The organism is Phyllobacterium sp. SL163, assembly GCF_049896885.1.
In the GTDB taxonomy this organism is placed as follows: Bacteria; Pseudomonadota; Alphaproteobacteria; order Rhizobiales; family Rhizobiaceae; genus Phyllobacterium; species Phyllobacterium calauticae.
In genome coordinates, this window is sequence record NZ_JAFCVE010000003.1 from 589,022 (window position 1) to 598,252 (window position 9,231).

Genomic DNA, 9,231 nt, shown 5'->3' on the forward strand with positions numbered 1-9,231 from the left:
GGACCTCCTCAGGCAAAAGCGTTGGCATAATCGTGCCAAACAGCAGGGGTAGGTACGAAGTCTATGAAACGCGGATCCGATTCTGAGCCCGCAAAACTGCGTTCAACAACGACGCTCGCACTGACGGAAAAGAATGCAATATCAACTTCGACGGTCAAAACGGCCTGTCCCTTGACCACGGACGTGGTGCCTTGCTTGTAATATCCAAGGGACAAGTTGAGGATGATCGACACGGAGATAAGGCCCAAGGCCTGCACCTCTCCGCCCATTTCAACATAGCCCTTGAACACCGTAAGCCGATCGGGCTCGTTCCAGTGGAAGTACAAACCGCCTTTCACATAGATGCCACCGGAGGCAATGCCGAAATCAAGTTCAGCAAAAGCGCCAAATTCCAGTGCAGCCTCGATTTCCTGAATACCTTTGGAGGTCATCCCGAGCATGACAAAACCGCCGCCGCCAAAAAGAGCGACCGTCAACTGAAACGGATTCTGCCTTTCGGCAAAACCGAATTTGAAAACGAGCGGACGGCCGTCGAACGGCAACTGAATCGCCGCAAAAATCATGATGTTCTTGAGTGTGAAAACACCCAGTACGACGCTCGGAACACCAAATTTGCCGCCAACCGTCAAGCCGCCATTCTCAAGCTTTATGATTGGTTTAAAACCAAAACCGGGTTTGGAAGAGCCGCTTCCACCGCCACCGCCGCCACCACCACCACCGCCTCCACCTCCGGATGAGGAACCGCCAAACGCGGATCGGCGCAGCGTTTCAAGAAAAGCGAGCGGGCCGCCGAACATGATTGGATCGGTACCAGCCAGCTTGGGATCAGGTTCCATTCCCTTCGCGGTGCCCGCCTTGAAGCTGAACGAATCGAAGCTGACGATGATCGCTCCGAAAAAGTCGAACTTGAACCATGTGAGCTTGGCTTCAACGGAGGCCTCGGGGTCCTTCAACCCGGCGTCGCGGGCGTAACTGCCTGGCCCCGAACCCACCTGATCTGCCGCAGGTTTGGGTTTTGCGACTTGCAGATAGGTTATCGTGGCCGCCTTGACGTCAAAGGTGGATGTGCCGCGTTGATTCATCTTCAAGACAAGGACCTTGTCGGGAAGCGTTGCGACATGGTGCTCGAAGCTGGTTTCAACCTGTTCCTTCGTGCGTGTTGTTTTGAGTTGTGGAATATGGCTGGCCTCACTCATGACCAGCGGCACGAGCAGATCCTTCAGATCGATGCCGCCAAAGATTTTGGCTGAGGGAAACCATTTGTCCGGCTGAAAACTGCCGCCGGCAAATGTCGCGGAGTCTCCCGTCGCTGTGCCTCCGACATGTCCAAACTCCTGGGACAGGCCGACAACCCCGAAGGTCGGCTGGACGAAGCCACCGGATTTGTCCGATCTTCCGCCGCCGCCAAGATCTGCAACCAACGACATGTCTTTGGCTGCAAGGAACAGTTTCCCGGCATTGGAGCCGCCAAATCCTGCACCCAGATAGTGATCGGCATACTCGAAGTTTCCAAGCCCTTCACCGCCGGTCATTTGCGCGATTTCGGTGGACTGAAGACGCACGGTCGCAATCAGGGGATAGCAACGTGGACCGTTGCCACCTTTCCAGCCGGGCACGTCTTTCACGCGGAAATGCAGTTCATCAATCGGAAAAGTAACCGCCCCGGGACCAGGTGCCAGTTGCAACAATTGTTTCTGCAGATCGGCCGACGTCCGGCCGGGAACCGCTTGGTCGGGGCCATTGTATTGACCTGCTGCGCCAGCAGTTGGCTTGGCTTCGGAAACGAAGTGAAGCGGTAGATCAAAGCGGGCAACGTTCCCTCCCAGATCCACCGCCTTGATTGTAAAACGGAAATCCTCTTGTTTCCCGGGAGCGACCACAATCTGGGGCCAAAAATCCTCCTGGTCCGAAGGGGGCGCGAGATTCGGAGTCTGTTTGGTGAGGATTTCAACAGACGTGAATGGGAAATCCCGTCCAGCGTGAGGCTGCCCCGGCAGGGGATATGCCCGAACGGATTCGATCAACAGAATGCGCAGTCTCTGGCGAAGCACGGCGATACGGCCACCGTCAGGGCCCGTTTGAAATCTGCGCTCGGTAATCTTCAACACCGAAGCACGATGCCCAAGCGGCATCAGCATTCCCACGCGCAGGACTTCGACGGCATAGTCGCGCCCCATCGCAGCATGGTGCACCCACTTGATGAGCGAAAGCGGCAACCCGTTCGGTCCGACAGGCCGCGTCATCCAGGTTCCGTCCACATCCAGCCATCCGCCAAGCGACGTGAGCATCAAGCGATGGGCAGAAGCAGGAATGGGTTGATAAGGTTTTCTCGAAATGGGCAACAAAGCTGTTTCGTCGGCCGTCAGCCGAACAAGGTCTGCGCGATCACCTCCCGAGAGCGACATCTGAAAAGGCGGCTCGCTAGCAGAAGGGTTCGGGAAATCAGGGCTCCAGATCGCAGAGATTGAAATGGGGGCTTCCGTCGCATCAACGCGCTTTGCCCCCTGGGTCACGCCAAGCCGGCTGTGCCACAGTTCGACACGCCGGTTTTTCTCGCCCCTGACAACGGGACTTTGCGCATGAGAGAAGCCAACATCATCCTCTATCGGCGACAACAACAGCCGATAGGGAATTTCGAGCGCCGTCTGATTGTAAGCGGGCTGCCTGGGATAGAAGAGAAGCAATAGCCCGGGAATGACTCCGACCAGGGAACCGACATCGTTCGAACCCGCAAAACGTTCTGCGAAAGCATCCACGAGTTGCAACTCCGCCGCATGCTGTGCCTGTTGAACGTCGGATGCACGGATACCCCGGCCGGATAGCAGGCTCTCGACAACAGCACCGACCTGCAGCGCCGCCTCGCGTACAGATTGCGTTGTAAGAGCCTCAGCGTTCTGAGCGGCACGACGCACCGTGCGCGCGATATTGATGGCAAAATCGGGTTTTGCCTGCATGATGGGAGCAGTTCGACTTATTGCAGCCAATGAAGAGAGCACGTCCCGGTACGATGGAGACAGAAAGGAGAGACGCGGCGGGCTGAGCGGCACGCGTGCAAGCGGCCAGGACGTCATGGCATCGAGAAATCCGGCAGCCGAGGCATCCCAGTCGCTGGTTCCGCTCGGGAATTGATAGACAACCCGGCTCCGTCCTGCCAACCGGAGCGCCGCTGGCAGATCATTCGGTGCGAGCGCGCTTGGTGTCTCATCAAGCGATACATCCGCAAATACTTCTTCCGCAAATGCTTGCGGTTGATGGCACACGGCGAGAAAAGCAGGCTTTTTGCCATCAAGCGGCGCAATTCTACGTCCGCCTGCTGCGCTTGTAATTGCAAGATTATAAAGCTTGAGCGTCAATATAACGAGATCATCCGCCCGCCAAAAACGCAATTGAATTGGCACTGGATCAATCAATCCCGGAATAAACCCAGCGAGGATGGGGTTCAATTCACGAGCACCAAGCAACCAAGAATTGCTCTCCACCAGTTTTACTGTTCTGATTTGATTAGCCATTGAAACTCTCCCCCCTTGGAGGTTCTGCCGGCGTAAACATGCGCTCTTTTCTTCAAGTTATCCATACAGAAAACGCTAAGAAATATTGGCTAAGCCATTTGCGGAATAGTCAAACGTCAATACATGCCACGGCGCATAGAGTTAATTGACCAAACATAGAAGGATTGACCGGGCGCCAAGTTTTACTTCTGAACGCAGTGAAACAATCGATCGGTCGTCGCGCGCATCACGTTGGTCACCGTCTATTCACTGAATACTACCCCTCACTGACGGTGTTTATATAAACCTTTTATGCTGCAGCCAGCCTCTGCTTCCGGGTTGGGTCGATAATCATAAAATAAGGATCTAGTTGGTGGGAGACCCAAGGTTCTGGCTTTAGGAGCCAGAGTTCCGTTCCCGCACCAGCAAAGTCAAAGGCTTAGCGGAAAACCCATTTCCTGAGAAAACGGGTTGCCCAAGGGTTGAGAGCCCTAAAAATGAAGCTCAGATTAATGAATCTTATAACCTGAGACCTTCTTCAACGTCGCTAAAAGACGCAGTCAACCCGCCACGGTACACCAGGAAGATCCTGACCGGGCGGGTGACTGGCAATTTCCCCGGTGTGCATTATTACGATTGGTATCCAGAGGTAGGCTTGTTCTCATCCTGCACGGCACCCCCCTGTTGGGCGAAGGATTCGAGCCGAGCTTCGCACTCATTGCGCTTGTTCATCGCGTCCGCCCCCTATGGGATTGGTAAAAGCCGAGCGCCTTTATCTTGCCAACCAAGGTGCGAAGCTTCTCAAGGTCATCGTCGTTTTCTTCAAGTTCGGCATAGGTGAACTTGTCAAATGCAGCGTAAGGCAAAGCAGATTGGGAGCAATTGTATTAACCGCGCTCTTATTGCTTGCCAAACTTGTCCTGATAATACGCGCACATAATCGGCATCTAGTTTGTGTGATTAAGCATGTCCAAAACGGGGCAAGTCGGAGACACGCCGCCCGCACATTGATCGACCGTTCGGGCGAGGATGCTTTCCAGTCTGCGGAGATCGGAAATCTTGGCTCGCACATCATCAAGATGGGCCGAGGTCAGTGTTTTGACTGTGGCGCAGGACACCTCGCTCGGCTGCACCAGGGCAAGAAGTGCCTTGATATCTTTGATCCCAAAGCCGAGTTCACGTGCTCGTCGGATGAATGACAGCCGCCGCACATGCTCGGAACCATAGCTGCGATAGCCACCGGCCGTCCGTACAGGCTCAGGCATCAGGCCGATACGCTCGTAATAACGGACCGTTTCCAGATGGACGCCTGTTGCTCGTGCGATTTTGCCGATCGTCAGATCACGCATGGCCTCTGTTTCCTCTTGAGCCTGTAGTGGCTACAGGGTTCAGAATACACCTATCTTGCAAGGAAAGCAGCCATGACTGGCGCTTACCTGCTTCAGGGAGGGAGTGAGAAGCTCGGTATGATCCAAGACTGGCGCATCCGATTACTCAAGCTAGGACAATCACCATGACACACGTCATCTCGACCCTTACCTGCCCGCTTTGTGGACATCGAGCATCCGAGACAATGCCCGCTGATGCTTGCCAATACTTCTACGAATGCGCGGGCTGTGGAACGCTGCTCAAACCTAACGAGGGCGATTGCTGCGTCTTCTGCTCCTACGGTGATGTGCCGTGCCCGCCGATTCAAGAGACACGCAGGGCACAAAACACGCCACTTCGCATATGAGGAATGCTGTTGATCGTGTTGGCACCGGCTGAGAGCGCCCGATATCGAACATTGATAAAAAGACTGTTTGTTTGATTTGGCAGTAACCTTTTTGCCCGCCGCGCGAACTTCCTATCAGACGAGCCGCGATGGCCCCGCTGGGCAAAAGCACATCGTCCACCGCCAACCCATAATCGGAGGAACAGAAATGTCCAATCGCATGCTATCCGCTCTGGTCGCCGGCGCGTTCGCTGCGGCCCTCGGTTCGTTTGCCGTCACATCTGCAAGCGCGGAGGAGATGAGGCCAATGAGCAAGGCTGACATGATGAAGATGCGTGACATGACCGCAAAAGAAGTCAAATCCGGCAAGATGGAAAAATGTTTTGGTGTGGCCCTCAAGGGTCATAATGACTGCTACGCCGGTGCTGGCACCACCTGCGCTGGAACGAGCACGATCGACTATCAAGGAAATGCTTTCAAGCTTGAGCCCAAGGGTACGTGCACAACCATGCATACACCGAAGGGCACGGGAAGTCTCACCCCGAAAGTTTGAAACAGGCTGAACCGGACGGGCATTTGCACCGCTCGTCCGGGCAATCGGTTCTGACGAGGTCACCATGTACAATCAGTTGCCGTCCGCCACTCAAGCTTTGATTCCGCCGCGTGCCGGCGTCGGGCTCAAACCCGAGCATTACCGCTCAATCGTTGAGACCGCTCCAGATATTGGCTTTTTCGAAGTCCATGCGGAAAACTATATGGGCGCAGGCGGTCCACCGCACCGCTATCTCTCGGCCATCCGCGAACGCTATCCACTGTCCCTCCACGGCGTCGGTTTGTCGATCGGGGCAGACCGGCCACTTGATCAAGATCACCTCAAACGCGTTAGGGAGCTGATTCAACGTTACCAACCCGGGCTGTTCTCTGAACATCTGGCATGGTCATCGCACGATGCAGGTTTTATGAGCGATCTGCTGCCGGTGCCTTACACGTTCGAGGCACTCACCCGCGTTTGCGAACACATTGATGAGGTTCAAGAGAACCTTCAGCAACAAATGTTGCTGGAGAACCCGTCGACCTATCTCGCTTTCGCCGAAAGCACCTATTCCGAGATCGACTTCATTGCCGAGATTGTCCGGCGAACAGGCTGCGGTCTCCTCCTTGATGTCAACAACGTGCACGTCGCGTCGACCAATCAGGAATGGGACCCCATCGCCTATATCAATGCCTATCCCCTCGCCCATGTGCAGGAAATCCATCTGGCAGGCTATGCGAAGGAGGCTGACGACAAAGGGCGGCCGCTTCTCATCGATACCCATGACCGTCCCGTCGACGAGATCGTCTGGGGCCTTTTCGAACATACGGTGACACGTGTCGGTCCTTTACCCACGCTGATCGAATGGGACGCGGATATTCCAGCATGGACCATGCTCAAGGCAGAGGCTGAGCGCGCCGAGGCAATCATGTTCGCCGGGCTGCCAACGGGATTTTACCATGCTGCGGCTGGCTGAACGGCAACAGGAATTCACGGCCGCGTTGCTCGATCCCGAGCGGCCAGCCCCGTTCGGCCTTGTCGGGCCAGACGGCGAGCCCAGTGCGCGGCGGTTTGCGGTCTATCGCAACAATGTCGTGGCTGGTCTGGTCGAAACTTTACAGGCAACATTCCCAGCCATTTGCCGCATCGTTGGTCAGGCATTCTTTCAGGCGATGGCGCGCACTTACGTGGTTGCCGAGCCGCCAGGCTCGCCAATCCTTCTCGACTATGGCGCCAGTTTCCCGGATTTTATAGGGGATTTTGCCCCAGCAGCGACGCTTCCCTATCTAAGCGACGTCGCCCGCATCGAGTATTTCTGGACGCAGGCATATCACGCAGCCGAAGCCCCGCCTCTCGATCCTTTGGTTCTGGCGGCTATAGCACCTGAGGCTCTTCCAGAAATCTGTCTCCTTCCCCATCCTTCGGTGCATTTGGTCCGCTCGCAATTCCCGGCCTTTACGATCTGGCGGATGAACATTGCCGGCGGAGTTCCAGCGCCTGTCGACTTTGCGCTTGGTGAGGATGTACTCATCGTTCGACCGGCGGCCGAGGTCGAAGTCCGGTTGCTGGCAAGCGGCGGCTTGGACTTCCTGCAAGCACTTGCTGATGGGATGTCGGTGCTGGCTGCGCTGAAGATCGCAATGGCTGCCGACCACGGCTTTGATCTGACGGTCAACCTGGAAGAACTTATGAGGACCGGCGTCTTTATCGGCTACAGCCCCTCGACCAACACGACATTGCAAAAACTGGCAGGACGATCATGACCGGGGTCAGCACGTCCTTCCACGGTTTCGATATCGGGCGGACCGTCCGGAATATCACCAGGCGGCTCGTCCAGGTAGCATTGATGACAGCACCGCCGATGCTTCGCATCGCGCTCGCCGTGCCCTTCTTCCGGTCCGGCCTTACCCGATGGGACGGCTTTCTTTCGCTTTCACCAAGTACGCTCTATCTCTTCGAGGAAGAGTTCCAACTTCATATTTTCGGCGGTCTCTATGGTTTTCCAGCGCCGGTCTTGATCGCACATCTGGTCGCGATCGCCGAGATCACATTCCCGATCCTGCTTGTGCTTGGCCTGGCAACGCGATTCAGCGCCCTCTGCCTCCTGATGATGACAGCCGTGATCCAACTCGTTGTACCGGATGGCTGGGCAACCTTCCATCTGCCATGGGCAGCCCTGGCGATCGCCCTCATTGCTCTTGGACCGGGCAAGATTTCGCTCGATCATCTGCTCGACAGGTTCAATCACGCAGGGAAAGTGCGAGGTGCCGGTTAATGTCTCCTCGCCGCCTGCGAAGCCCCGACAACCACATTGGTTCCACTCCAATGGTTGCGTCTTCATGCGGAGCGCAGCGATGACCGAGGAACCGCGCAGCCACTTTCAGCCATTGAAAATCGTCGCCGGACGACAGCACGATGTAGGAAACAGCGATAACGGAATGCATGATTTCAGCCACGCTGAGCCGAGTATCCCGGACCTCGATTGGACGATCCTCATGGCGCGCGCCCAGGATGGTGACGCATCTGCCTATCTTCGGCTGTTGGAGGCAATAACACCGTATCTTCGCTCACTTGCGGCCCGGCGACATCGCGATCAAAGCGACATTGAAGACGCCGTTCAGGATGTTTTGCTCACGGTGCATTCCATTCGCCACACTTATGATCCCGGACGGCCATTTGGACCGTGGCTGGTCGCGATCGCCAATCGCCGTTTTATCGATCGGCTCAGGCGTCAGGGCCGCGTAAAGGCCAATGTTCGTGTGATGGCATGGTTGGCGTGCACAATTGCAACGCGCTCGCTCAGTTGAGTTCTTGAGCAAGTCCGATGAGAAGTCCTTCAGGCCCGCGGATGTAGCAGAGCCGATACGCGTCTTTGTACTGGACGACTTCGCCTACAAGCTGCGCGCCGCGCTTGCGGAGCCTTTCAAGCGTGTCGTCGATATCGTCCACGGTGAACATGACGCGGAGGTAGCCTAGAACGTTGACCGGAGCATTGCGGTGATCCGCGACGACGGGCGGCGTGAGGAAGCGGGAGAGCTCAAGGCGGCTGTGGCCGTCCGGTGTACACATCATGGCAATCTCGACCCGCTGATCGCCCAGTCCAGTGACACGTCCGGCCCATTCTCCTTCAATCGTGGCCCGACCTTCGAGGTCGAGGCCAAGCTCGCGAAAGAAATCAATCGCCTCTTCAAGGTCTTCGACGACGATTCCTATGTTGTCCATTCGTTTGAGTGCCATGCACCCAATCTACTGATAACTGCACCCCTTTTGCAAGCGCACACCGGGTTATGCTGGCTCAGTGGCTCATGCGGAAACATACCTCGTGCATCCAGCACGGCTCAGTTCCGCGTGGAAATCAACAGGAACGATCAGAATTCAGCATTTGGATTGGATTTCCCCTCGCTTTGTCTTCTTGTATCTGCAACGGACCCCGATCGTCACCCCCAATTCCGATCCGCTTGGCAGCAACAGCGGTCCCAGATTTCAAAATATGGCAG

The 9,231-nt window shown here is 56.0% G+C and carries 10 protein-coding genes; 6 read left to right on the forward strand and 4 right to left on the reverse strand.

The features are described 5' to 3' along the window. Window positions 1–8: 8 nt before the first annotated feature. The 3 genes from ACP7B1_RS09745 to ACP7B1_RS09755 all read right to left on the reverse strand — a co-directional run bounded on the left by ACP7B1_RS09745 (window position 9) and on the right by ACP7B1_RS09755 (window position 4,837). Window positions 9–3,509: a hypothetical protein gene (locus ACP7B1_RS09745; protein WP_426136887.1), complete on the reverse strand. Its 3,501-nt coding sequence runs from the start codon at window positions 3,507–3,509 to the stop codon at window positions 9–11. Between the two features lie 707 nt (window positions 3,510–4,216). Then, a complete protein-coding gene (locus ACP7B1_RS09750) occupies window positions 4,217–4,354 on the reverse strand; it encodes a Chromate resistance protein ChrB (protein ID WP_426136888.1) in 138 nt (45 codons plus the stop codon). Window positions 4,355–4,435: 81 nt separating this feature from the next. Next, window positions 4,436–4,837: a helix-turn-helix domain-containing protein gene (locus ACP7B1_RS09755; protein WP_346306587.1), complete on the reverse strand. Its 402-nt coding sequence runs from the start codon at window positions 4,835–4,837 to the stop codon at window positions 4,436–4,438. A 164-nt stretch (window positions 4,838–5,001) separates the two neighbouring features. Between ACP7B1_RS09755 and ACP7B1_RS09760 the strand changes: the two genes are divergently transcribed. The 6 genes from ACP7B1_RS09760 (at window position 5,002) to ACP7B1_RS09785 (ending at window position 8,541) form a co-directional block, all read left to right on the forward strand. Further along, window positions 5,002–5,223: a GDCCVxC domain-containing (seleno)protein gene (locus ACP7B1_RS09760; protein WP_346306586.1), complete on the forward strand. Its 222-nt coding sequence runs from the start codon at window positions 5,002–5,004 to the stop codon at window positions 5,221–5,223. A gap of 187 nt (window positions 5,224–5,410) precedes the next feature. After that, window positions 5,411–5,755: a BufA1 family periplasmic bufferin-type metallophore gene (locus ACP7B1_RS09765; protein WP_346306585.1), complete on the forward strand. Its 345-nt coding sequence runs from the start codon at window positions 5,411–5,413 to the stop codon at window positions 5,753–5,755. A gap of 64 nt (window positions 5,756–5,819) precedes the next feature. Beyond that, on the forward strand, window positions 5,820–6,710 hold the full coding sequence (locus ACP7B1_RS09770) for a DUF692 domain-containing protein (RefSeq protein ID WP_346306584.1): 891 nt from the start codon (window positions 5,820–5,822) through the stop codon (window positions 6,708–6,710). Then, a complete protein-coding gene (locus ACP7B1_RS09775) occupies window positions 6,694–7,497 on the forward strand; it encodes a DNA-binding domain-containing protein (RefSeq protein WP_346306583.1) in 804 nt (267 codons plus the stop codon). Before ACP7B1_RS09770 ends, ACP7B1_RS09775 begins: the two co-directional genes overlap by 17 nt. 83 nt (window positions 7,498–7,580) lie before the next feature. Continuing rightward, window positions 7,581–8,009: a DoxX family protein gene (locus tag ACP7B1_RS09780; RefSeq protein WP_346306588.1), complete on the forward strand. Its 429-nt coding sequence runs from the start codon at window positions 7,581–7,583 to the stop codon at window positions 8,007–8,009. 79 nt (window positions 8,010–8,088) lie between these two features. Further along, window positions 8,089–8,541, forward strand: a complete 453-nt coding sequence (locus tag ACP7B1_RS09785; protein WP_426136889.1) for a sigma factor — start codon at window positions 8,089–8,091, stop codon at window positions 8,539–8,541. Here ACP7B1_RS09785 and ACP7B1_RS09790 read toward each other — a convergent pair. Next, entirely contained in the window at window positions 8,534–8,971 is a 438-nt protein-coding gene (locus ACP7B1_RS09790) for a VOC family protein (RefSeq protein ID WP_346306582.1), read from the reverse strand. The two genes, ACP7B1_RS09785 and ACP7B1_RS09790, sit on opposite strands and share 8 nt — an antisense overlap. Between the last annotated feature and the right edge of the window lie 260 nt (window positions 8,972–9,231).